The sequence below is a fragment of the Pseudoalteromonas sp. c7(2019) genome (genome assembly GCF_011378625.1).
Classification (GTDB): domain Bacteria; phylum Pseudomonadota; class Gammaproteobacteria; order Enterobacterales; family Alteromonadaceae; genus Pseudoalteromonas; species Pseudoalteromonas arctica.
On sequence record NZ_WTKS01000114.1, the window covers coordinates 1 to 364 of the forward strand.

At 34.6% G+C, this 364-nt stretch carries 1 pseudogene; it reads right to left on the reverse strand.

Annotated features, from left to right (window positions below):
• Nucleotides 1-117: 117 nt before the first annotated feature.
• Nucleotides 118-364: pseudogene (locus GQR38_RS20225) on the reverse strand (calcium/sodium antiporter); the annotation flags it as partial.

Here is a 364-nt window from a genome sequence, read left to right on the forward strand (position 1 = left end):
GCCCTAAGTTAGTTATAACTTAGGGCCTTATTTTTATGATTTCTTTAGGAGTAATCGGTTGAATAACTTCCCATTATTATAAAGATACCATTATTATAAATATACCAACGGTTAAATCTAGATTGATACTGCGTCTTTATACAACCAAACCATATAAGCAAGATAGCCGATTAATAATAAAGCACCTTCAACGCGGCCCAATATGGCTATTTTACCTTTTCTCCAAGCAATTGAGAAAATAACCAACGCCAAGGTTAATGCAATCATAACGGGATAATCACGCGTTAACACTGCGATATCGAAACTACTTGCATGAATTAAACCTGGTAAGGCCATTACACCCAGAATATTAAACATATTTGAG